The organism is Paenibacillus sp. TAF43_2, assembly GCF_052113545.1.
GTDB lineage: Bacteria > Bacillota > Bacilli > Paenibacillales > Paenibacillaceae > Pristimantibacillus.
Genome location: NZ_JBFRDK010000053.1, coordinates 1 through 23911, shown reverse-complemented (window position 1 = coordinate 23911; position 23911 = coordinate 1). Strand labels below are relative to the sequence as shown.

The window sequence follows — 23911 nt, the reverse complement described above, 5'->3', positions numbered from 1 at the left end:
TTCCTGTTTACGCCTACTTAACTGCGAAAAGTATAAATGTTTCATAATGAACAAACAACCTGTCAATTGTTACTATCACTTGCACGTTAAAGATAGAGTTAGAAGGGTTTCAGAACCATAATTAGACAGGTTGTTGATAGTATCAAACGAATAGTAAACTCAATTTTGTAAGCGCATACATATTAATTTTACAAATAATTTACCTCTTTCATCTTCTCCTCTCCTGAAGTCTAAATGGTTATGAATCGTTATTCTTCACTTCTTAATCGGCTCTGGGTACCTCATCCGCCGTATGCTTCACCACACCCTTGTACTACCATGAATTCACATATGTAAAACAAAAAAAAGGAGATGAGTATTAATGTTTAAAAAGAAAGTCGGTTTGGCAATGAAGCTTCTGCTGCTTGTGGCGCTAGTGATGTCGCCAATGCTGCTGAGCGGCAAGAAGGCAGAAGCGTGGGTTGGCATGCCGATGTCCAAGCTCCATGTAAGCGGCAACCAATTGGTGAACAGCAGTGGACAGCCCGTGTTGCTAAGCGGGTGGCATCAGCCYTCGGGCGCTTACTGGACGTACCAGAACAGCAATTACTACCTGAATCAGAATGGCGGGAATCGACATGCGGCGATCTTAGCGTATTTGAAAGATATCACCGACACCTTTACAAGCACCTCTGCCAAATACGGCAACAACCATGGATGGTATATGAATCAGGTACGTCTATTCATTGACCGGGAAGACATGGGCGACGTAGCGGCGGGCACGTACAATTTTGCCGGCCTGCAAGCCGTTACTCAGAACGTCATCATTCCTTATATCAACTATGCCAAGACCAAGGGCCTGTATGTCACCCTCGGCCTAGATTTCACTTTAAGCAACAACCAAGCAACAACCCCTGCCAATCTCGCAAAGTTTAATCAGATTTGGGGTTACCTCGCTGATCAGCCAGGAATCAAGAGCGCTGACAATGTTATGTTCGAGCTCATTAACGAGCCCGTGCTGTCTGATGTCAATGGCGTCTGGGGCGGTCATCCTTCCCAGTCCAATTTCATTGCCTACTGGAACTCGCTCAGAAATTTTCAAAACTCCATGATCTCCACCATTCGCAGCAAAGGCGCAGATAACGTCATCTGGGCATCGGGACTTGGCTGGGATCAATACTATCAGCTATGCGCAGCCTATCCATTGACGGATTCACTGAACAATATAGGTTATTCCGTACATTGGTATCCGGGCTATGGCGCTTATGATGACTACACCCCTTTGCAACAGCAATGGGATACCAATATTAAGCCTTGCGCTGATAATTATCCAATTAATATTACGGAGACCACCTGGTTCAAGACCCAACCGGGAGACTCTTCCTACTGGGATCTGTTCAACGGCTCGAACGCGGGCTTCGGCAAAAATACCAAAGCGATCTTCACCGCAGCGGGCAATGTGAGCATCGCTGTCCATATGAATGGATTTTTGTTGAATCCCGGCACGAGAAGCTCATTTGCAGACCCAACAGGCGGATTGATGTATGATGGCAACACTGCACGGGACGGCATGGCCCGATTCATATTCGAATGGTACTATGAACGTGCGCAGTTCAATCCTTGGAATGGTATATGGAATGGAGTCACGAATGGCGCAACTTACAAGCTCGTCAACCGTACTTCGGGTAAAATACTCGAGGTTCCAGGCGGCCAGAATACTAACGCGTTGCAGCTTCAACAGCGGGCAGACAATAATACGACAGCTCAGCGCTGGATCGTCACGGATCAAGGCAGCTACAATAACTATTACAAATTGCGAAGCGTAAGCTCAACCGACAACAAAGTCATGGATGTTCGTAACGGGACAAAAAACAACGGGGAAGCGATTCAGCTTATGCAGGATCTCTCCAATACCGCGCAGCAGTTCCGATTGATCAAGCTCAGCAACGGTTACTGGAGCATCTTGAATGTGAATAGCAACAAAGCGGTAGAGGTCACCGGCTCCTCCACGGCTGATGGCGCGAATATTCAGCAAAACTTATACCGCGGCGATCTCAATCAGCAATGGCAGCTGGTACAGATTAACTAGCAGCAAGAGGAACAAAAAAGGCATCCTAAAGGGGGATAGACGGGACTGACCCCCGGTTATGAATCTCTAAGTCAAAGCAGACTTATCGTCGCCCATGTGCTCGCTTATAACCGATAAGTCATGGAAGAAAATTCGCGATCTGCTTGTTTATTCGAAAGTAAACGGTGGTTTCCCTAGATTAATGGTTAAGGATCTGAAGTATGTGGAGCGCACGCTTCTCCATGTCGTTCAGCTCTGGGGGAAGAACGCTCACCTGGAGACATTTGTTGAGGATAAAAAGATTGTGTTTCGCTGTGATGGGATGAAAACGAGTCGGAAGTTTGTTTGAGACAAGTGGATAGTGATTCATAACTCTGTTTTGAAAAGAAATCATATTTTAAGATGTTACAGAAAACCCGATCTCATTGGATCGGGTTTTCTGTATCACTCTTATATGCAATTTTGTCATATACCAATATTGATAACATACTACATTTTGATCAATTCAGTGCAGCGGTTATTCGTCATAGCCGCTTAGCGCTCGCTTGACGCCACGCAGCTGCTCAACGTAAACTCCCCCGTGTATCATTGCTTTAAAGGTATTACCATGTTCCATGTATCGGAAGCATCCATAAAACCGTCGCTGCCGTCCGAGACGGCAGCGAACAGATGAGTCGGCTTGCCGTTCTGGAAAAGTAGGAATGGCCGCTCCAGATTTCCCAGCGTCTGCACTGTTCCATCATCATAGCGTACCGTCCGGGAATAGCTTTGCGGCTGTCCATGCAAGGTCCATTTCAGCCCGTCTGGAGACCCCGCGTAGATGCCGCCGTATTTTTCACCACATAGACGCCCTTCCATATCTTTGGCGATCAAATGGTATCCTTTCGCTGTTTGCCAGATGAACGGGTCCTCGATATGGAACGACTCCGGGGGAAACACCGGCTCGCAGCTCAGCACCCGGTATGGTCCCTCATAGTGATCTGCATACGCGACGCCAATCGTCATGCCGCCATGCAGGTTGCCTTCGTAGCTTCGTGCCTTGTAGATCAGCAGCACGGAACCGTCCTCCCGGACACACGGAGCCGGATTGGATGTCAGAAAGCTATCGAATCGGCCGGGACGTGTTGGCAATATCGGTTCATCTGCTCTGTACCAAGGGCCGAATACGCTGTCTGCGATAGCCAGGCCTACCCGTTTGTTCGCCCGCGCCACGATGCATTGCGGATCGGTTAACCCGAAATTTTCGGGCGGCTCCGGATCGCCCAGCGGATGGGTCGAGCCCGTATAATAAAGTAAATATTTGTTGTTGTGCTTAACGATATGGGGGTTGTGCGTGCACCGTCCGTCCCAATATTGCGCTCCCCTCGCCGGGAGCGCCACCTCGCGGAATTGGTATGGTCCCTCGGGCGTATCCGAGTCCGCCCTGACAATCTCCGAAGCCGTCATCCAGCCAGGGTGCATCGGCAGAGTCTTCGGCCAGCGCGAGGCAAACATATGGAATTTGCCGTCCTCGCCCTGCACGACTGAACCACACCATATCCAATAACCTTCCATTCGGAAGCCGCCGCCACGCGGAGCCGGCAGCATTATGTTAGTATGCATGTAGTGTCACCTCGCCTTTTCCCACTGCTCTATAATTGCTGCGAACCATGGTCTCCCATCCTTTCGCATGAAGTGTATAACCGGCATTCTTCACACAGCTATGGATCGACATAGCATGCCGGCGGACCGACCGCCGGCATGCTTGCTCATCAATCAACCTAAGGCGTATTCAGCCCCACATCGCCGGCCGCTAGCGGGCGATTCAGCAGCGGCGCGCTAGAATATTCATCCGCCCCCACATCCGTTGTCGCCCGCATTTGGCCATCCATATCCGCCTGCACGAACGCGTGTGTCCCTACAGCGGCGTCAATCGCCGGGCTGCTCGCGGTCAGCTTCTGGATGCCGCTCACCGTAGTGAGCTGCGGATTGATATTTCGGATCTGCCCCGAGCTGCGCGATAGGTTGCTAATGGTGCTGCCAAACCCGATGTTGCTCTGGAACAGCGTATTCGTTGTCGCCGCCTCGTAATAAAGCGTGCCGGTGCTGTTGCGCACGATATTGTTCGCCACGACGGAATCCTGCGGAGCATACGCTTTGCCCGATCCAATGACGATGCCGGTTGTGCTGTTTACAATCGTATTGTTGACGATAAGCGCCCGGTAAACTTTCCACTGTTTGCGCAATTGTTCTACCGTCGGGCTTGGAGGTGATCCTCCAGTACCTCCGTCGAAATCGCCGTTTGGCAAGTAGATTGCTTCGCCTGTCAAATTCTCGAAGTAGTTGTTATAAATCTTATGGTCATTGCCGAACATCCGGATGCCTTCCTGATCCGACTCGACGCCGTCCCCGAGGAAGAAGTTGCCATATACGCTGTTGTTATGGCCGTGCCGCAGCGTTAGGCTGCCCTTGGACGTGAGGAATGTATTGAAGCGCACCGTATTGCTGCTGCTCTTGACCGAAACAATTTCCGGCTCGCCGTCGCAATTCTGAAATACATTATATTGTATCGTATTATAGCCGTGGGAGAGCGTTAGACCGGACAAGCCGAGACGGATCGTCTCTTTGCCGTTGGCTACCCATGGGCCTACATCATGGAAATAGTTGTATTCGATAATATCGTATTGCGAAATTTGCCCTGAGCCATCCTGTCCTTCGTAAGCGATCAGCGGTTCGGTGTCGCTCTTCATTCCGAAGTCGTTCCGGTCTATGCGGTTATGATGGCTGTTCGTGCCCCGCACTTGCAGCCACATCAGGCCGCCGCCTGAGCTTGGCAGCGCAAATGTATTACGGGTCAGTCGCACATGGTGCGAGCCTTCGAGCACCACTGCGCTATTGCTTGTGTTCGTAAACTTTAATCCGTCCATCACCACATGCGAGGAGTTCTCGACGCGGAAGCCCGACGCTCCCGAGATGATAGCTTGGCCGCGGTTTTTCGCCTTAATAACGATTGGCGCATTGGCCGTGYCGTTTTTGTTCTGAACAGCAAACGGGCTTGTACGCGAATACGTGCCGTTTGCCAGTACGATCGTTTTACCCGCTGTAGCATTTGCAAGCTCGGCAGTGAGCTGCGTGGAAGTGCTAACTTCGACGACCATCCCTTCGCTACCGCTGCCGCTTGAATCGCTGCCATAAATTTCGACCTCTGCGAAGCTGTTCCATGCGTTCACCGAGTTGCCGTGGCCAACAATACGAACGTAGCGTACAGGGGCCACATCGGCAAAATCAAATGTCTGCAAGCTGTTGCTCAGACTGCTGACCGCTCCCGAAAGTGCTGTGCTGAAGTTGTAGCCATCATAGGAAGTCTGGATATCAAAGCTGAAAGTTCGCTCCGCCCCGTTGGTGAAGGCGATCTTCACGTATTCCACCCGCTTGCTCGAACCAAGGCCGTATTGGACCCACTCCCCGTCGCCACTCGCTGCCCAGCGGGTACCGAGATCGCCATCGATTGTATTCGCGACGATATTGCCGTCATCTCCACTAGCCATAAGCTGCGGTACGGTAACCGCCAGCTTGCTTGCACCCGGCGAAGGGCCGCTCGCGGCGCCGTACAGTTCAACTTCGGTATAGCTGTTCCACAGGTTGGAGGAATTGCCATGCCCAACGACCCGCACATAGCGGGCAGGATCGACATCCGGAAAATCGAATGTTTGCAGGCCTTCCACAAGGCTGCTCACAACTCCGCTGCTGACGGTCGTGAAGGCGGAACCATCCGTAGACGTTAAAATATCAAAAGTAGAGGTGCGGCTTGCCCCATTCAAAAATGCAATTTTAATGGAAGACACTTTGCGGTTTACGCCCAAATCGTACTGAATCCATTGCCCGTCGCCATTCACTGACCAACGTGTGGCGAAATCGCCGTCCACCGTGTTGGCCGGAAAATTGCCGTCATGTCCACTCGCCGTCACGCCGGAGCTGCCAATTGTGAACTTCGCATCGGCCGCACTCGCCGCTCCTGGCATTAACGCAACTAGCATACAGAGTAAAATCAAACATGTCATACTTTTGGTTCCCATAATTCTTCTTCCTTTCCGTTATGAATTGATGGTTATTGAATCATTCCCTTCGTTCCGCCCGCACCTCCTCTCAAGAATACGGAAGCCGGGAGGTGCTTCCTGTCCTCCCGGCTTCGTGATTACGGCTCTTAATCCTGCTTAAAAAATGTGCTGGCTCCAGCCTTTGCTCTTCGCCAAAGCTTCAATATAATAGTAATCGCCGTAAATCAGCGATACGTTGATGTTGCTATTGACTGGCTTATGCCCGGTTGCACCGAGCAGAATGCCTTCATACTCCGGCTGGTCGAACGTACTGTAGTTGTTCGACAACGAGCGCAGAATGCGCATGGCCGCGCGCTGATATAAAGCGGCTTCCTCAGGAGGCACCTGCGACGCGATATCGATCAGTCCAGATGCCGCACAGCTTGCCGCCGAGGTGTCGCGCGGCTCGTCCGTCAAGTCGGCCGCCGCACGGAAATCCCAATGCGGCACATCGTCTTCTGCCAAGGCGCTGATGAAATAATGCGCCACCCGCTTCGCCGCATTCAAGTAACGCGCTTCACCCGTATAGCGGTATGAGCAGCTCATCCCGTAGAGCGCCCAAGCTTGGCCACGCGACCAGGACGATTGCGGCGCGAAGCCCTGTCCGCCGTCATAACGCTCTACTTCGCCCGTCTCCGGATCGAAGATTACGATATGATGCACCGAGCCATCGTCTCGGATAAACGAGCGAAGCACCATATCTGCATGAGCAACCGCAATATGCTTGAAGCGCGGATCATCGCTTTCTTCGCTCGCCCAGAACAGAAGCGGCAAATTCATCATCGAATCGATGATCGACCATCCCGTCTGGTTGCGAGGCCACGCTCTAATAAACTGCCCGACCGGGTTGTACCGGCCTGCCAAATAATTGGCGGCGAACAGCCCGCGCCGCCGTGCGTCCTGGTCGCCGGTCAGCTTGTAGCGGATAACCGATGTCGGCAGAAACTGAAAGCCAACATCGTGGTGGAAATGGTTGTCCCGCAAGTAACATTGCTCCATGCGTTCATCCCAAGGCTCTGCTTCCTCCCGATAACGCCGCTCTCCGGTCATATCGTACAGAATCCACAGAATGCCCGGCCAAAAGCCCGAAATCCACTGATCCACTTTGATCTGGTCATATTTGCCCGCTGCCGAAACATGCGGCGCTTCTGTCCAGCCCGCTTCGATCATATGATCAACTTTAATCTTCACTTTATCCCACCAATCCGACAGCTCGGATGGTTTCAGCTTCACATTTTCATTGCTCATTTCAAAATTCCACTCCTTATCCTAACCTTTGATGGCACCGATCAAGGCGCCTTTCACGAAATATTTTTGCAATAACGGGTATACCAGAAAAATCGGAAGGGTAGCTACCATAATCGTGGCGTATTTCAATGTCTCGCCGAGTATGATGATCTCATCCTGGGATGCTCCCTCCGCCATGGCGCTCGCCTCGCCGATAATCAATATTTCTCGCAGGATTAACTGCAACGGATACATCGACCGATCCTGAAGGAAGATCATGGCATTAAACCACGAGTTCCAGTGGCTTACTCCGTAATACAAGCCCACCACTGCAAGCACGGGCTTGCATAACGGCAGGAAGATGCGGAACAGAATGACAAAGTCGTTGGCGCCATCGATCTTGGCCGACTCTTCCAGCGCATCCGGCACCGCCTCGAACGAAGTCCGCATAATAATGAGGTTAAACGCGCTTATTGCGGTAGGCAGGATCAGCGCCCACAGTGAGTTCGTAATGCCCAGTCCTCTAACCAGCAAGTAGAACGGAATTAATCCACCGCTGAAAAACATCGTAAACACGATAAAGAGTGTAAGCTGCTTGCGATATTGCAGCGTTTTTCTGGACAAGGCGTATGCGGCGAAGGAAGTGAGCAGCAAATTGAGAGCCACGCCTACAATGACAATAAATAGCGTGTTGCGGTAGCCGAGCAGAATCATCGGGTTGCTGAATACAGCCCCGTATGTTTCAAGCGAGAAGCCCAGCGGCTTCCAAAGAATACCCTTATGCGCCATCATCAGCGCCGGTTCGCTGAACGAAGCAAATGCCACGTACAGAATGGGGTACATTGTTGCAATCATGAGCACGGACAAAAACAGCGTATTGCAAACCCTGAATATATGTTCACCCAAGCTTACTCGCATGCGAACCCTCCTCTACCACAAGCCCGTATTGTTCAACTTCCGGCTTATCCAGTTGGAGCCGATAACGAGCGCGAAGTTAATCACGGAGTTGAACAATCCGACTGCTGAGCTGAAACTGAATTGAAAATCTTGAAGCCCGACTCGGTACACATACGAGGAAATGACATCCGCTGTCACATAAGTGGTCGGGTTGTACAGCAGAATAACTTTCTCGAAGCCAACGCTCATAATTCGGCCAATGTCCAGGATGAGCAAAATAACGAAGACGGGCAACAGCCCCGGTAGAGTAACATTAAGCATCTGCTTCCAGCGTCCACCGCCATCGATCTTGCAAGCTTCATATTGCTCGGGATCGATCGCAGACAGCGCGGCCAAATAAATAATTGTACCCCAGCCTACATGCTGCCAGATATTCGAGGAAACGAAGATCGTCCGGAAAAAAGACGGCTCCAGCAGCATCGTGATCCGCTCGCCGCCGAAAAATGCGATAATATCGTTAATGACGCCGTCACTGCTCGTAAAATCCTTGATCATGCCGCAAATAATGACAAGCGAAATAAAATGCGGCAAATAAGTGATCGTCTGAACCGAACGCTTGAACAGCGCATTTTTCACCTCATTAAGCAGCAAGGCGAGAATAAGCGGAGCGGGAAAACCAAAAACGAGATCGTACAAGCTTATCATCAGAGTGTTTTTAAACACCCGCCAAAAATACATTCCGCCAAAAAAGTCTCTGAAATGCTCCAGCCCTGCCCACGCGCTGCCCCCAATTCCAAGCCTGGGATTAAAATCCTTGAACGCAATAATCGCACCGTACATCGGGAAATATTGAAAAATAATGAAATATGCCAAAACAGGAGTAAGCATGATGTACAAATACTTGTTCTTAACTATGTCTTTCGCGATATTAAGCGGCAGACGCCCGGCATGCGCGACTTTGCTGCGTCCCAGCTTCAACTGAGCCATCTATACTCCTCCTGTCCACATGCAGCATCATCGGCAGGGGATGGTTGCACCACCCCCTGTCCCCACGGCGGCCTGCAGCCTGCCGCAAGACGATACATGGAGTTATCTTTTGTTGTAGCGTTCCAAGGCACCTTGATAGATGTCGATTACATCGCGAATGCCCATATCTTCCAGCTGCTTCACGAAGCTGTCGAACTTGTCGAGCGGTTCGTTGCCCATTAAAAATTTGATAAACATTTCTTCCAAATACGTGTTGATTGCCGTCATCGTCTGCGCTACCTTCTTGCTCTCATCTACAGTAGGCGTAATGAACGCGGGCAAAATATGTTTCTCCGCGTCGGTCTCCGACCAAACCTTGACCGCCTCGTCCTGTTGCGGAAACGTGTTGGTCGTTTTTTGCTCATGCATCGGGAACGGGCCATTCGGAACCGTATATTGCGCCAGCATCTGCTGCGAAGTGTACTTTTCGTTTTTCACGATCATATCGGTAAATTTCGGGACGCCGTTGTCCATCGTGTAGCTTTCGCCTTCAACGCCGAAGTTGTACATTAAGGTTCCTTGCTCGCTAAATGCGAAATCCAGCCATTTTACGATCGTTTCCAGGTCTTTCGCTGATGTCGTCACGGCCGCGCTTGCTTTCGGGTTATATTTGAAATCGCGCTGTCCGGTGAATGGTTTTTCGCCTGCTTTCAATACCGGATAAGGAGCCGCTGCGAGATTAAAATCCGGATTTTGTGCTTTGCCGGACTCCAGCCATTTGCCCATGCCGCCGCCCAGCAGGTAAACCGTTGCGCCGGACTCGCCGTTCAGAAACCGCTTATCCAGCGTGTTGCGCTCGACGATTGGGAAGTCTTTATCAATCAGCCCTTCGGAATACCACTGGCGGAACAACGTCAAAACATCCTTGTATTGCGGATCTAACGGACCGTATTTCACTTTGCCCTGATCGTCAATATAGAAGCCGTGCGACGTTTTGTATGCGCCGAAAAACGCATCCTGTAAATTCATTTTGTTCGCGTATAGTGCCGTCAGCGGTGCTGCGGCGCCTTTTTTCTCTTTGAACGCCGTCAGGACCTTATGCCAATCATCTATCGTGACAGGCAATTGCAGCCCCAGCTCATCCAGCCAGTCTTTGCGCAGCATTGGTCCGCGGAAGACTACGCCTTCCGAGTTGCGCACCATCGGGAAGGCGTAATATTGGCCGCTGTCGGTTTTCACCATTTTATCCAGATCCGGATCAGCTTCCAGCATCTTCTTTAGATTAGGCGCATATTTATCGATCAAATCGTTGAGCGGTACGATAACCCCGTCTGCAATTGCCTTTTCTGGTCCACCTGGATAGATGCTCCAGTCGTACTCCAGCACATCCGGCAGCTTGCTGGAAGCGAGCAACAAATTAAACTGCTCTTCCGCTTGACCGTCGGTCGGGTGGATGTAGGTTACTTTCACGCCGGTAGCTTCTGCAATCGCCTTCCCGATTGGCGCTTCCGCCAGATTCGTTGTAAAAGTAATCAGGTTTCCGTTGATTGGAGCCCAGTACGAGAACGTATCTTTGGTATCCAGCGGATAAACCGGCTTATTCGCTCCCTCGCTGCCTTTGCTTTCGTCATTTCCGCCCGTATTGCTGACGGCGCTTTGAGCTCGCTCTGTCTTGTCCTTGTTGCCGGAGCCCCCATTACTCGTGCATGCGGTTAACAACAATGAAAGTACCATTGTGATCCCCAGTGTAAGCTGCAGCCCTTTGTGCATCTTGCCGTTACGATTTTTCGCCATTGTGCCCCTCCGTTCTTTTCGTATCGAATATGTTGGTGTGAATACGCTTTCATCGTAACGCTAATCCAGTGCTACAAACCATTGTCAAAACCTCAAATATACTGCAATTTCTCAAAAATGAAGGTAGCAAAACCGCAAGTTACCCGCTTTTTCTTGAAAAAAAGCCCGAGAGCTACTTAACTTCCCTGTAGCGCCCGGGCGTAATGCCTTCGAATTTTTTGAATATCCGGTGAAAGGTATTCACATCGTTGTAACCGACCATCAGCGATATTTCACTGACATTATATTTCTCACTGGTAAGCAGCAATTTGGCCTGCGCCAGCCGCGTCTTGTTAATATAGTCGAGCAAAGATTCGCCCGCAAGATCCTTAAACAGTTTGGAAACATACGACGGCGTCATGGAGAAGGCTTCCCCAATCATCGAAATGTTCAGGTTCTCGTCTTGGTAATACTCATTAACATATTTCATAACCTTATCGATTAGCGGATTGCTGCAGTATTCGCGGTTATTATTAACGTAGCCGCACAAAAGCTCCAGCATATCGTATAGCTGGCTGCGCATCTCCCCAACCGTCTGGCATTGCATCAGGCGTTCGATGGCGCGCACTCCGTCAGGCATATCCGGCTTGCCCGCGATACGGATTTCTCCGATTACTTTTTGCAGCGTAGCCATCAGATCGAACATGAGACATTTCGCTGTATGGAAAGGATACGGCTCTGTCGTAACATTTTTCTGAACAATCTCCCCGACAAACGTTTTCGCCTTGTCGAGCTGGCCTTCGCGAACCATAACGATCAATTGCTGCTCGGCCTTGAGAGGATAAAAATAACCACCCGGAGCAGCCCCCTGGTTGTCGCTGCCGCTCAGGTCCGCATAATGAATAATGCCCCCGCTGCCTGCAATGATACGGTATTCCATCGCCTCGACCGCTTCCTGAAACGCCTGGAAGATGCCATATTCGCCCTCCTGCTGCGCACTGATGGCAGCGGTCAACTGGACATCGGCATGACTTGCGATGAACGACATCGTTTCTTCCGCGATGTGCTCCAGCTCCCCCCGCTGCTCCTCCGGCGATGATAGCTGATGGTTGACGATGCAGGCGAGCAGCTCCTGGTCCAGCTCTACCGCATAGGCGTTGACGGACTTACGCGCAACCTCCTCGACCACATTGGCGATCAAGAAGTGCAGCAACCGCTTGTTATGTACCTGATCCTCATCCTTCCGATGGAACTTGCCGAAATGCTCAATGCGCAGCAAGATAACAGAAAACCCGCCCAGCGGGAAGCGCAGGTCATAGGCTGAGAACGACTCGTGCAGCGGGATATGACTGTCGAGCTGCCCTTTCAGCAACCGCTGCAGGAAATGCGATCTGAGTGTATTGTTATGCTGATTCAGCTTGTTATGAAGCTCCTCCTTCTCATGGAAGGTGCTGCTCAGCGCCTGCTCCAGAAAGGAGTATTCATTAGAGCCGCGATCGAATGTCACACCAGCCTTGAACGACAAGCTCTGAATGAGCGCATGAATCGGCAGGTAGTTCCGCTTGAGCAGCCAATACGTCACGCCTCCGCCAATAATGAGGCAAAGCAAGATGCTTGCGATCGTCAATTGCTCTACTACGTTCATCTTCTGGTGGTATACGCCCGCCGGAAGCGTCATCACATATTTCCATCCCGTAATGGAGGAGGTTGTATAGGATGCAACAAGCTTGCTGCCGGAAGTCTCGATCTCCAGTTGCCCCGATTCTTCCGGCATATCGCTGTAGTGTAGAGCAGGTTCCGCCAGCGGCTCGCCCGTAGACGCAATGAATCGGTTGTCTTCATCTAGAATAAAGATTGTGCCTTCCTCAGGCACCGACGCTTGCTCCAGCAGCTTGCTCCGGTCAATCATGAATAGCAAGACAGCTCCCGGCTGATTCATGATCGTTGATGTCGCATTTTGGGCATACATGACCGTAGGCCTCCACTCATTCTCTTCAGACACAACAACCGAGTGGTAGCCTTTAATGTACCATTGGTCAAAATATTTTTGAAACGACTGGAACGGCATTTGCTCTTCAAGGCGGATATGGTCGTATAACGCTTCGATGTTCATACGGTTGTTGCGGGCGATGACCGTATCGCTATTTTTGTAGTAAATATAAATGCCTTCAAGAAAATCGTTAGCGATTTCATATACGCGCAAATCATTGGCGATTTGGTATATTTCGTAGTGATCTGAATCAGACAAAATGGGATCGGCAGAAATAAATGATGCGATTCGCCTGTTGAGGCTTACCTCGAGGCTTAGGCTCTCGATTCCTTTGAACTGGCTATCTATGGCTTGCTCCATCTGAACAAGAATGGATTGGTTGGCGCGGTTGATTTCGGCCTTTACAACGTTCAGCGTCGCGCCGTATATAACGCCGCTGATCAGAATGGGCACGAGCAGCACCGAGATGTATGAAAGCATCCAGGTCAGAAATACGCTGCGGTTTTTGTGCCGGAGCTGCTTCAGATAGATCGTCCACCGGTTTCGAGTTTGGGCCATAGGTTCTCCTCCATATTAGCTTTAGTCGGAGTCGGGACCGACGTCAATTCTTGTTAGAATGGCCGGACAACGAATATCCTCGACATCCGCTTTCTGATTGTGTATACATACCGCCGGAGACGGCCGGTATTCATATATGGCCTGTTGCTCCTTGCCGCATACACGGTTGTAAGCGATTACACAATTCTCAGGCGCATAAGGAATCCGCTTTCCGAGCGTAACGCCATGACGACAATTCACAATCGTATTATTCACGACATGCGCGCGATAGACGCGCCAATGTTTCCTTAGTTCCTGCTGCGTCGGCGCCTCCGGATAGCCATCTGGACCCCCATCGTAGTTACCGCCGTCAATGAGCAGCGCATCCAACGTTAAGTTTTCCATATAATTATCAAAAATGTGATGGTCGTTGCCGTAAATGCGAAACCCGCCCATCTCTTCCTTCATGCCATCACCGATAAACACATTGTTATGAAAACGGTTTCCATGTCCGTGCCGCGCTGTCACTTGGCCGGCGGAGTTTTGGAATGTGTTGTACCGAATTGTATTATAGCAGCTTTTTACCGAAATAATCTCGGGCTCTCCGTCGCAATTTTCAAACAGATTGTGTTGAATAGTAATATAACCGTTCGAGAGAGAGATTCCGGACAAGCCAAGCCGGATCGCTTCTAGCCCGTTGACGACTCGTKGACCTATATGATGAAAATAATTATATTCGATAACATCATGCTGCGAAATTTGTTCCCCATCGCCATCAAAGATGACGAGCGGTCCAAGGTCGGCCTTTGGCCCGAACTCGTTGCGTTCGATCCGGTTCCAGCCGCTGCCGCTTCCCACCACAGACAGCAGGCTATACTCCGCCCCAACCTGTCGCGGCTCAAATCTATTCCGCGCAATCCTCACATGCCGCGAACCGTCCAGAATGATAGATTCGCGCTTCTCGACCTGGAATAGCAGCCCCCATACCTCTACATAAGCAGAGTTCAAGATGCGTATACTTGATTCGCCAGCTATCGTCGCTTTTCCTTTATTAACGGCACGGATGCTTAATATGGCGGTGTCCGATCCCACTTTGCCTTCAATGATATAGTCTTCATTCCGCTCATAAACGCCGTCTGCGAGCAAGATCGTGGAACCAGGTTCTGCCCGGCCCATGGCTGCCGCCAACTCGTCGCTGCTCGACACCCAATAAATAGTAGTCATCTTCCCACCTGCTTCCTATAAAATAGGCTGATATGATCCTCAGCGTCTGCAGGATCATATCAGCAACTTCACAACTTCTATTATGAAAGATACGTTTCCCATGCCATAGTGTAAAAAAATGAAACAATCATAAAAAAGTAAACTGAGGCTCAAAAATAGCTAAAATAATCGCCTTGCAACCTGTAAATCGCAACCTGCCGGTGGACAAAACATAAGAAAGGACGTATCCCGATATCAAATCGTAGATACGCCCCCTTTGCAGTTGCCTGTTTACCAGCCCGCTTAACCGAAAAAAAAGTATGCAACCCTCATCTCTTCTTCCTTCAACAGCAACTTTTGTGCTGCTTCAAGCAGAGGCGTGCGGTCATAGACAAGACTTTTCATTGCAATTTTGCCATCGGTAATCGTGAAGTAGTGCGCTTCTTTCGACGGATCGTCGCGACGGCGGTAGGACACGCTTCCCGGATTCAGCCACAAACTGGAATCGCTCAAATAATGAATGCATCTGCGATGCGTATGTCCGAATATCATGCGGCGATCTCCTGTGGCCTCTGTTGTCTCGTAGCGTTCCGCCCAGAAGGCGTCGTACTTGGGCAAGCTGTCAATCGTCAAATAGTTGTCGTACAGATGCTGCATCGTGTAGCGATAGCCGTCCATTTCGAATGTGCGACAGACTGGTATGCTTTCTAGGAAGGAAATTTCGGCTTCACCGAGCAGCCTTGCATTGCAATGTGCCCACTTGATCCCATCCTCCCCAACATCCTGACCTCTATTGCCGTTTCGGTATAGGTCGATAATAATGTCGTCGTGGTTGCCGCGAACGCAAATCGCATCGTTCTTATGCACCCATTCGATAACTTCCCGCGGGAAAGGCCCATAGTCTACGAGATCTCCCGCGCAATAAATCAGGTCACAGCCTTGTTCTGCCTTGCGGATCGATTCCAATGCATAGACGTTGCTGTGAATATCCGAAATAATCAATGCTTTCATAATCAGTTCAACTCCCAAAAATTCAAAATTTCCAGCAGTACCGTCACCACTTCCGCCCGCGCACTGTATCGCCTGGCATGAAACGGTTCCGCTCCCGCATTCGGATCTAAGTGTTCTCCCATTTGTCGAGCGTACTCTCCTTCCTTTATATATAAAGATGCAACTTTGATAAATCGTCAAAAGCTAAAACAGCCCTCATATATTTCGACTTCCTATCTGCAATTTCTGGAATGGACATCAAATTTTAAAAAAGTTGCTTGCCTTGCATTATTTAATCCACGAGCATGAAGGTATGAAGCTCGATATGAACAGCTATCACTCATAATATAAAAAACCTGTCTTTACAGCCTCGTTTGATACAACTTTGACCATTCCTATAGTAAATGACCACACAAAAGCCCCTAAGAAGCCGCTATCCTGTTCTGCTCTGGACGGATAACGTTCATTAGGGGCTATTACACAAAATGTATTAGTAAGGTCTTATTCTTTTTTATTCCAACAGGCTTATTTAATCAAGTCTGCGGCAGCGAGCATTCTACTCATAATGACTGCCGTCTCCGCCCGAGTAATTGAACGCTCAGGGTTAGCAAGTTCTGCACTGCCTTCAATAATTCCCAGCTTTATAGACAAAGCGGCAGCTGCTTTCGCCCACTCAGCAACGCTAGAAGAATCTTTAAAGCCTAGCAATTGCGCATCTATGTCCTCTTTCGACAAATCCAGCTCTAGTCCCGCTAGCTTCAGTGCCCGTTGTACGATGACCATCGCTTCCTGACGGGTAATTGATTGGTTCGGTCCGAACTCCGATCCGCTGTAACCTTGAATCAAGCCATACTGTTGAGCAATTGCAACTGACGTATAGTACCAACCATTAGCGAGCACATCGGTGAAAGCTGCTGATTGATTCGCTTCCCTAAGCCCTAGCGCCCGAACGATGATAGCTGTAAATTCTGCTCGAGTAATCGCGGTATTCGGTTCGAAATGCGTATCATCAACACCGCCAACGATAAGTCTGGCTCCCATCTCCTCAACAATGTCTTTCGACCAATGGCCTGCGACATCTATAAACGACTTATCGTTATAAATGACGGAGTAGATGCTGTTTCTTAAGCTGTTGATCACAGCGTAATAATGACCATTTTGTTCTACTATCTTCGTCGGCACATGTGCGAGGGTTCCATCTGATTTCACCACAACACCAGTCGTGATTTTGTCCAATAGAATGCCTGCTGGAATGGCAATCCTTCTCTCGACGTATCCATTGAACTGCTTGATTTCTACCGTCTTGCCGTTATAGCTGGCCGTCAATTGAAAATCTATCGCCGGAGAAACAAAAACAATATTGCCATCTTTTTTCTTCTGGAAAGCTGCTTCAGGAGAATCAGGCGATAGGCTCGTAATTGTAACGTTAATCGTGAAATCCTTCAGCTTCAGCTCCGATACTTCGCCAAATTTCGAGGATAATCCATCGAGCTCCCTCCCCGGAATGCTATACGAAGCTGTTGCTGTCTCCAGCTGTACGGTAATACCTTGTAAGTTCAGGTTTGCAGCGATCGATCCGCTTAGCTTAAGCGAAACCTGATCTATCTCTTCTAGGAAGGGAATCGTAATGGTCGATAGGTTAGGAATCGTTTTGAGTATCGCCAGCAGTTTATTGTCATCCAGCGTAATCGTCGTTTGTGTACGATTATTACTCGCAGTTGTCGTACTTGCTGTAGCAAACTGCTCATATGCAATCCCGTTGATGATTATTGTAACGTTCTTCGTACTCGGTTGAACAGGTGTCGATCCAGAGCCGGAGCTCGAGCCTGAACCCGTGCTTCCTGTCACCGTAAACGTTATATGAGCACTGGATTCAGCATCAACCTCTCCATCGCTGCCATTCCACTCCAGAGTGGTTGTCCCTTTCCATCCGCTTCTTGGTGTATAGGTCAGCTTCGAAATATCTGTCATGTCAACCGACTGGCCTGCAATAACAGCAGTGCCATCGAGCTTGAGCGTTCCCGAGTCCGGAAGGGTAATGAATATAATACTCTGCAATGCACTTCCATCTTCATTACTGTACTGGAAGTCAGCTCCAGACAACGTTACAATATCCGCATTATCAACTGAGAGCGTTACATCGGACAGCTTAGGCAATGACTTATAATCAATCGTATCGGACAAGCTCATACTGGTATTATCTAGAGCATCTTTTAGCTGCATGTACACGGACTTCGTTCCTTTGCCATCCTTTAGCATCCAGTCCTTGCTGTAGGAAGACGATTGAGCGGCTTCCCATTCACTCCAGTTGGTCTGGTCATTGGAGAATCTCGCTTGAACGCCACCGATTCCGCCTGCATCTTCTGTCTTAACCGTCAATACGATCTGCTTATGTCTGGATAGATCATCTCCATTCTGAATAACAATTGTACCTGTTGGTGCGGTTGTATCCAGCTTAATGCTTGCTTCATACGTTGTGCTGATCAAGCCCTGCTCATCACGAAGCTGCATATATACCGTCTTGTCGCCATCCGGTGCAGAAAGTGTCCATGCCTTTGCAGCTGCGAAAGGCTCCCAGGCTCCCCAGGTCACACTGTCGTTAGAGAAACGCATATCCAGTGCATCACCATCAGGATCAGACGCAGTCAGCTGCAAGGTAATATTCCTCGAGCCAATGATTTCAGCTTCGCTCTGAATATGAAGCTCTCCAACAGGGGCCTCATTCACATCATTGATTGAAATGATGAATTCCTTCTCCAAAGTGTGGCCTGCTGAATCCTTCACCGAAGCACGAATACTGTAGCTCGATTGAGTCTTGTAATTCAAGCCCGTATTAAGCTTAAGCTCCGCTTCATCGAGCATAAAGCTAGCGTTATCCGTATCTCCCGCCCCACTGACAAGTTCGTACGTCAGCGTCTCGTCTTTATCCTTATCTAAGGCGCTGAAGAACCCTATCGTGGTGCCAATAGGCTCATTCTCGTCTATCGTTGTTGAAGACAGAATCAGATCTGTTGGCGCTTCATTGACATCTGTTACCGTTATCGTAAAAGTCTTCTCGTAGCTAAGCGCAGGTGTTCCATTATCTGTCACTCTCACTCGAATCTCATAGCTGTTTTTAGCTTCATAATCAAAAACAGCATAGGTCAGCAGCTGATCGTTCACTATTTGAAAGCTGCTGTTATCCGTGCTGCCAGCTCCGCTTACTAGAGTATAGGTGAAGCTCTCACCTGCATCAGGATCTTTTGCACTTAAAACACCTACAGTTGTTCCGGCCGCAGCATTCTCGGATATGCTCGAACCCGAAAGAGTTATATCTATTGGAGCTTCATTCTCGTCCCCAACTACAATAGTAAAGCTTTTCTCAAATGCAAGTCCTGCTGAATCCGTTACTCTTATGCGAATGCTGTAGGAAGACTGCTCTTCATAATTAAAGCTCGCAGACGCTAACAGCGTATTGCCTGAAATCTCGAAGCTGCTATTATCCGAATCACCCGAACCACTAACTAGACTATAAGTAAAGCTTTCTCCCTTATTACTATCCGTAGCACTAAGTGTCCCCACCGCTAAGCCTACAGCATTATTCTCAACAATCTGAGCGCTAGAAAGCGTTATATTGGTAGGAGCCGTTAGCTCCAATACGCTGTTCATAACCAAAATTTTATTGGTATTAGCAGTAGCAATATCCGCTTTGTTATCACCGTTGAAATTACCCGAAGTCAATCTAGCAGTAAATGACCCATATGGGTAGCTCCATACCGATTTAAAGGTTCCATCTCTATTGCCGAATAAAATCGCAAGATTACCATCTTGCACACCACCAGCGATATCAAGCAATTCGTCTCCATCGAAATCTCCTAATGTAAGATTCAGAGGGTAATAGCCTAAATAATAGGATGAGTACGATCCGAATGTCCCATCTCCTTGGCCAAGAAACACATTTACGCTATGGTCACCATTGGCAGCTAGAGCAACGTCCATCTTGCCATCCGAGTTGAAATCAGCAGCATGTAGAGCCAGAGGAGATATGCCGGTCCCGTAATTTGAGATCGAGTTAAACGCAATTCCGCTTTCTGTCCCGCTATTGAGCAGAATACTTATCGTATTCGAACCACTATTAGCAGCTGCAAGGTCCACCCTGCCATCACCATTAAAATCAGCYGCCACTATACTTCTTGGGTATATCCCTACCGATAGCGATGTTTGCGCTACAAAAGTCCCATCCCCAACACCTTGCAGAATCGACAATGTATTGGAAGCATGGTTGGCAGTAACGATATCTACCTTGCCATCACCATTCAAATCCGTTGCAAGTACGTCCTCCGGCCAGTTGCCGACCGCAATGGAGTCGAATAGCTGGAAATTGCCGTCTCCAGATCCCAGCAAAATACTTATCATATTATCATTAGCACTGGTAACTACGATATCCATATTCCTATCGCCATTGAAGTCGGCTACTGCAATCCCCCGAGGATTCCCCCTGACACTCACATCCTTCTGGCCTTGGAAAGTACCATCACCATTGCCTAAGAGTACTGAAACTTTATTGCTTCCTAGATCCAGGACAAGTAAATCTTCTTTACCGTCTCCGTTGACATCCGAGTTCTCTACTTTGTAGATATTGCTGCCATTATAATATTGAACCTTATCTTGGAACACCGGCGCTGCTGCATAACCTTGCACGGGTACGACCAGCAATGACAAACACAGCACAAGCGGCAGCAGTTTGTATGGCAGAGTCCCTTTTGTTAAAAATCTCATTATTTCACTCCTCTTTTCGACAATTACTGCTATAATAATACATCCAATTACATCCATTTGTAATCCATTTTTAAAGTTTTACAGATAACTCAGCTTTCGCAGATTGAAATCGGCAGGCAAAGCTCCCCGAATGCGAAGCGCATAGATTTGAATGGTTTCCCGCGCTTCGATAGATTCAATCGTATTCAATAAGGTTTACGGCAATTGAAACCAATTTAAAATCCGTGTTACTCTTAAGATAATTCCATTCATATAATGAAAGGGTGCCGTCATGTTCTTTTACAAATTACAGCCAGCATTTAAATTAATCGCTTTAGGACTTACTATCTTCGGATGCTACACTATCATTAAATTGTTTTTCTAATAGTTAATACTCAATCCTGACTTAGATTCACTTCTATCAATCGTGCAGATCATGCTATAATTCCCAAAAGGGGGGATATCAGTCAGAACTGCATCATTTGCCCCCCTAACCAGCGGCCAACTCATTTATTCAAAGGATTTCGGTCTAATCCATTCGGTAGCTGGAGAGGATGGCCTCGCACTAGCCAACCTGTTTTATCGCTTATCATATATCCTCGCGCCATCCAACAACGAACCATGAGTCTCCCAGCTCCTACTAACTCATCATCACAAGCATCATCAGAAAGCCGTTATTCCTCGCGGCTATAAGGTGTTCAACGAACTTTACCCATTCCTTCTTTATTATTCATTATGTTTCATAGTCTCGTCGGACTGCGCAGTTATTGGTATGTATTCGTCATAAACAAATCACCCTGCCCATATAATCACATGAAGTTAAATTAGAGGAGTGATGAAAAATGGAATTACAACCCATTTATAGCTACGATCCATTTGTCTATGAGACATTACAGACCATAGTAGGTAAGTTTGTAGTAATTGAAACTACCCAAGGGTCCATAGAGGGTACCATTAAAGCCGTAAAACCAGATCACGTCGTTTTAAAAGGACGCAATAAGGATTTTTTTATTAGGATTGCTCAGATCGTTTGGATCATGCCCGATTAATTAAAAAGGGGATTTACTCCCTCTYCCTCAATCCCTCAAATTAGATTTATTTGTTCAACCTCCGCCTCTTGCACATAAACCTTTTCCACCCAGCTCAGCGGGACTGTCTTCCGATTAACCCATTCACCGTCACGATCGCGCTCCATAAGAATCTGGTCGGCGCGCCGCGGATTAACATTGTGCTGCTGCCATTTGGCTTCTGCTACCGCCGTCCATTTCCAATGCGTGGTAGTTATTCTAAACAAGCTGGGCGCCTCCTAAAATACTAAGGTTTTTCCTTCGAACTGCAGCTTTGGCTGGACCGTCGCAATCCGGCGCTCTGCAATCTCGACATACTGCTCGCCTAGCTCTATAATTGTGCATTCCCTGTTGTTTTCCAGCGCGACCTTCAATGTGGTTCCCGATCCCCCAAACGGATCAAGTACATGTCCATCAACTGGTGCGCCTGTTAGCTTCTCGGGCAATGCTGCAAAATGAGCATCTGGAAATGGCTGTGCCGCTACCGTCCATACGCTAATTGCTCTGAAATCAAGCGATTTATGTTAACAGCTGTAAACTAAGCTTACGAAGCACAAAGGCTCTGCCTCAGGTATTTACTCCCCGGCAGAGCCTTCAGTTTTTTGTTAGATTCCTATAGCTTCATATCATCCCATAATGATCGTCTTCACGATACTGGATGATGTTCATTGTTCTTCTCCTTTCTTGCTTTTTTAACATCTTCTACCCTACTCGCGCGATTGCCAGTTCCATAGCTGTACTTCACCAACCCTTATATCTCTTACCCACGGCTCCTCACGCAGCATTAGCAGCTCTTTGACCGGGCCGGTAATAACAGCTCCATACAGCCTTACACCATTCTTTTCCACATAATCGATTGTGTGATCTAACTGTAGAAAAGGAGCTACTTTGGTTGAAATACCTTTATTTTTCTGTAGCATGTATAAGGTTTTCTTGAAGTAGCCATTCCTCTTTTCCCCGTCTCCATAGGATTCGAGCGATGGATAAGATCCTCCACTGGACACCACTTTTCCGAACCACCCTGTCTTTTCTTCCGAGTAGAAGTCCACCGTCAAATCATCAGATTGCCAGATCGGATAGTAAGGAAAACCCACTGGATTTGTAACGGCTCCACCGCTATCCACTTGCTTCGGATCAAGACCGGTATCCACCGCGAACCAGACTGGCTCCATGTTCCTATGCTCGAATTGCTTTAATAGCTCATCTGTCGAGAATAACCGATCCAATGATAGATAAGCTTCTGCCACAGTTCCCTCTGGGAGCTTCTCGAGCTTTACCCACTCATTATGGTTAAAGCGCTCATCTTCCCGGCGGTTAGTCTCCTGCTGTTCGCTTTGATTTGCTGGTTTATAATCGGGATGATAGAAAATACTATTGCCCCCTATAATGTTTCCCTGCCAAGTAATCTGCGGAGCCGAGGCTAGATTCAACAGAAACCGCATCGAAAAATCTGCTACAGCAATCTCTTCGTCACCAACTCTCTTATTCAGCTTACCTGTAAAGTCCATTGTAAAAAAAGCATTGCCTGTTCCATTCATATTGACCTTCAGATTGGGGTGGGAAACAGCGACTGCTGACTCCACAACATCCCGGTAAGCCTTCATCCGGTCCGGCGTTCCGCTCCCGTAAAATACACCAGTAATAATCATACTAATCACAGTCAGCACTAGTAGGACGGATAGTACCGTAAAGACATTCATCACCCGAGCCTTCCATTTGCCACGTCGGATAATAACTGCTTCTTTCAATGAAGGTATGCGATTATGCGTCGTCTGTCCATCCTCCCCCTCACGGGAAAGCTCCTGGTCTGACTGTGTGACAACTTCCTCCAAATAAGCTTGATAAACCTCCATCTTCTCCATTTCACGCTCTACTTCCTCACGCTCTTCATCAGAGAGCTTGCCTTCAGCATAATCCTGTAACTTCCGTTTGAAATCCTCACTCATTCTGATCACTCCCCCTTTCTACCCTGTCCCCGTACCGCTTGCCGTGCTCGAAACAGCAAAATCTTCACATGTGATAATCGGATATCCATAATGTCTGCAGCCTCCTGATACGTGAGCTGGTTAAAATCAATGAGCAGCATCGCCTGCTGCTGATTTTCCGGCAATCCGGATAAAGACCGCCCGATTTCGTGCCAACGCTCCTGACGCAACAGCTCATCCTCCGGGGTATGATGATCTGCAAGGCGCTGAAAATAATCAGGGGTCTGCAGTGTTGTGCGGCTCTCCTTGCGCTTGTAATCCACATAAGCATTATAGGCAACCCGGAATAACCATGGCTTGATCTTCTCGTCTTGACAATTTTCCAAATAAAGATATGCCCGGTAAAAGGTCTCCTGCATCAAATCTTCTGCCGTATGATGGTCGTAGCAGAGGGAGCGCAAGTAGCGATAGACATC

16 protein-coding genes and 1 pseudogene are annotated in these 23911 nt (G+C 48.6%); 3 read left to right on the top strand and 14 right to left on the bottom strand.

Features of this window, described 5'->3' with window-relative positions; all coding sequences use genetic code 11:
- Positions 1 to 361 precede the first annotated feature (361 nt).
- Positions 362 to 2068: an RICIN domain-containing protein gene (locus tag AB4Z17_RS13985; RefSeq protein ID WP_441960332.1), complete on the top strand. Its 1707-nt coding sequence runs from the start codon at positions 362 to 364 to the stop codon at positions 2066 to 2068.
- Between the two features lie 106 nt (positions 2069 to 2174).
- Positions 2175 to 2396 (top strand): annotated as a pseudogene (locus AB4Z17_RS13980) (stage V sporulation protein R); the annotation flags it as partial.
- A gap of 236 nt (positions 2397 to 2632) precedes the next feature.
- Here AB4Z17_RS13980 and AB4Z17_RS13975 read toward each other — a convergent pair.
- The 10 genes from AB4Z17_RS13975 to AB4Z17_RS13930 all read right to left on the bottom strand — a co-directional run bounded on the left by AB4Z17_RS13975 (position 2633) and on the right by AB4Z17_RS13930 (position 20464).
- On the bottom strand, positions 2633 to 3601 hold the full coding sequence (locus AB4Z17_RS13975) for a glycoside hydrolase family protein (RefSeq protein ID WP_441960331.1): 969 nt from the start codon (positions 3599 to 3601) through the stop codon (positions 2633 to 2635).
- A gap of 206 nt (positions 3602 to 3807) precedes the next feature.
- Positions 3808 to 6102, bottom strand: a complete 2295-nt coding sequence (locus AB4Z17_RS13970; protein WP_441960329.1) for a chondroitinase-B domain-containing protein — start codon at positions 6100 to 6102, stop codon at positions 3808 to 3810.
- A gap of 138 nt (positions 6103 to 6240) precedes the next feature.
- Entirely contained in the window at positions 6241 to 7371 is a 1131-nt protein-coding gene (locus AB4Z17_RS13965; RefSeq protein ID WP_441910310.1) for a glycoside hydrolase family 88 protein, read from the bottom strand.
- A gap of 21 nt (positions 7372 to 7392) precedes the next feature.
- Positions 7393 to 8268 (bottom strand): carbohydrate ABC transporter permease, encoded by an 876-nt coding sequence (locus AB4Z17_RS13960; protein WP_441960327.1) that lies wholly within the window; start codon positions 8266 to 8268, stop codon positions 7393 to 7395.
- 12 nt (positions 8269 to 8280) lie between these two features.
- Positions 8281 to 9234, bottom strand: coding sequence for an ABC transporter permease (locus AB4Z17_RS13955; RefSeq protein WP_076267706.1), 954 nt, complete (start codon positions 9232 to 9234; stop codon positions 8281 to 8283).
- A 102-nt stretch (positions 9235 to 9336) separates the two neighbouring features.
- Positions 9337 to 11007, bottom strand: coding sequence for an extracellular solute-binding protein (locus AB4Z17_RS13950; protein ID WP_441960326.1), 1671 nt, complete (start codon positions 11005 to 11007; stop codon positions 9337 to 9339).
- 172 nt (positions 11008 to 11179) lie between these two features.
- Entirely contained in the window at positions 11180 to 13534 is a 2355-nt protein-coding gene (locus AB4Z17_RS13945; protein WP_441960325.1) for an AraC family transcriptional regulator, read from the bottom strand.
- A gap of 21 nt (positions 13535 to 13555) precedes the next feature.
- Positions 13556 to 14737: a polysaccharide lyase 6 family protein gene (locus tag AB4Z17_RS13940; protein ID WP_441960324.1), complete on the bottom strand. Its 1182-nt coding sequence runs from the start codon at positions 14735 to 14737 to the stop codon at positions 13556 to 13558.
- 282 nt (positions 14738 to 15019) lie between these two features.
- A complete protein-coding gene (locus tag AB4Z17_RS13935) occupies positions 15020 to 15727 on the bottom strand; it encodes a metallophosphoesterase family protein (RefSeq protein ID WP_441960322.1) in 708 nt (235 codons plus the stop codon).
- A 504-nt stretch (positions 15728 to 16231) separates the two neighbouring features.
- Complete coding sequence (locus AB4Z17_RS13930) at positions 16232 to 20464, bottom strand: FG-GAP-like repeat-containing protein (protein ID WP_441960320.1); 4233 nt, start codon at positions 20462 to 20464, stop codon at positions 16232 to 16234.
- A gap of 821 nt (positions 20465 to 21285) precedes the next feature.
- Between AB4Z17_RS13930 and AB4Z17_RS13925 the strand changes: the two genes are divergently transcribed.
- Entirely contained in the window at positions 21286 to 21492 is a 207-nt protein-coding gene (locus AB4Z17_RS13925; protein ID WP_441910317.1) for a YuzF family protein, read from the top strand.
- A 35-nt stretch (positions 21493 to 21527) separates the two neighbouring features.
- Here the strand turns inward: AB4Z17_RS13925 and AB4Z17_RS13920 are convergent, their stop codons facing one another.
- The 4 genes from AB4Z17_RS13920 to AB4Z17_RS13905 all read right to left on the bottom strand — a co-directional run.
- Positions 21528 to 21737 carry a hypothetical protein gene (locus tag AB4Z17_RS13920; protein WP_441960318.1) on the bottom strand — a complete coding sequence of 70 codons (210 nt, stop codon included), beginning with the start codon at positions 21735 to 21737 and terminating at the stop codon, positions 21528 to 21530.
- A 12-nt stretch (positions 21738 to 21749) separates the two neighbouring features.
- Complete coding sequence (locus tag AB4Z17_RS13915; protein WP_441960316.1) at positions 21750 to 21956, bottom strand: DNA methyltransferase; 207 nt, start codon at positions 21954 to 21956, stop codon at positions 21750 to 21752.
- 261 nt (positions 21957 to 22217) lie between these two features.
- Positions 22218 to 23456: an anti sigma factor C-terminal domain-containing protein gene (locus AB4Z17_RS13910; protein ID WP_441960314.1), complete on the bottom strand. Its 1239-nt coding sequence runs from the start codon at positions 23454 to 23456 to the stop codon at positions 22218 to 22220.
- 5 nt (positions 23457 to 23461) lie between these two features.
- On the bottom strand, positions 23462 to 23911 hold a 450-nt coding region (locus AB4Z17_RS13905), incomplete at its 5' end, for a sigma-70 family RNA polymerase sigma factor (protein ID WP_441960312.1).

Excerpts from the sequence above, each read along its gene's own strand:
- AB4Z17_RS13925 (WP_441910317.1), top strand. The coding sequence starts at position 21,286 with ATGGAATTACAACCCATTTATAGCTACGATCCATTTGTCTATGAGACA.
- AB4Z17_RS13975 (WP_441960331.1), bottom strand. The coding sequence starts at position 3,601 with ATGGAAGGTTATTGGATATGGTGTGGTTCAGTCGTGCAGGGCGAGGAC.
- AB4Z17_RS13960 (WP_441960327.1), bottom strand. The coding sequence starts at position 8,268 with ATGCGAGTAAGCTTGGGTGAACATATATTCAGGGTTTGCAATACGCTG.
- AB4Z17_RS13950 (WP_441960326.1), bottom strand. The coding sequence starts at position 11,007 with ATGGCGAAAAATCGTAACGGCAAGATGCACAAAGGGCTGCAGCTTACA.
- AB4Z17_RS13945 (WP_441960325.1), bottom strand. The coding sequence starts at position 13,534 with ATGGCCCAAACTCGAAACCGGTGGACGATCTATCTGAAGCAGCTCCGG.
- AB4Z17_RS13965 (WP_441910310.1), bottom strand. The coding sequence starts at position 7,371 with ATGAGCAATGAAAATGTGAAGCTGAAACCATCCGAGCTGTCGGATTGG.
- AB4Z17_RS13910 (WP_441960314.1), bottom strand. The coding sequence starts at position 23,456 with ATGAGTGAGGATTTCAAACGGAAGTTACAGGATTATGCTGAAGGCAAG.
- AB4Z17_RS13935 (WP_441960322.1), bottom strand. The coding sequence starts at position 15,727 with ATGAAAGCATTGATTATTTCGGATATTCACAGCAACGTCTATGCATTG.
- AB4Z17_RS13955 (WP_076267706.1), bottom strand. The coding sequence starts at position 9,234 with ATGGCTCAGTTGAAGCTGGGACGCAGCAAAGTCGCGCATGCCGGGCGT.